The organism is Escherichia sp. AM3 (assembly GCF_032029835.1).
In the GTDB taxonomy this organism is placed as follows: Bacteria; Pseudomonadota; Gammaproteobacteria; order Enterobacterales; family Enterobacteriaceae; genus Escherichia; species Escherichia coli.
Genome location: NZ_JAVUPQ010000670.1, coordinates 1 through 365 on the forward strand (window position 1 = coordinate 1; position 365 = coordinate 365).

Here is a 365-nt window from a genome sequence, read left to right on the forward strand (position 1 = left end):
GAGTATGGCTAAAAGCGAAAACCATTACCGGGATCGAAATCCATACCTGGTGCAGCGTATGCTGGTCGAAGGCCATCTGGCTGGTCAGCAGCGACGGCTGCCAGCTGCCCGTCAGATACAGCGAGACAAACAGAAAATAGGCGATCAGCGGAAAGACAAGGAAACCCATCACCTTAATGGTGATGTGCCGGCCCATCAGGAAGATCAGATTCAAAATCAGCACTACGCCAAAGCTCACCAGCATCCGCATGCCGGTATCCACCGTCATCCGTTTCGCCAGCTGTTCAGTGAGTGAGTTGGTTATCGCCACCGCGTAAATCAGAACTACCACAAAGAAGGCCACAAAATAGAGCGTGGTGATCAGG

At 52.3% G+C, this 365-nt stretch carries 1 pseudogene; it reads right to left on the minus strand.

Annotated elements, in window-relative coordinates:
• Positions 1-365: pseudogene (locus RTW80_RS27800) on the minus strand (transporter); the annotation flags it as partial.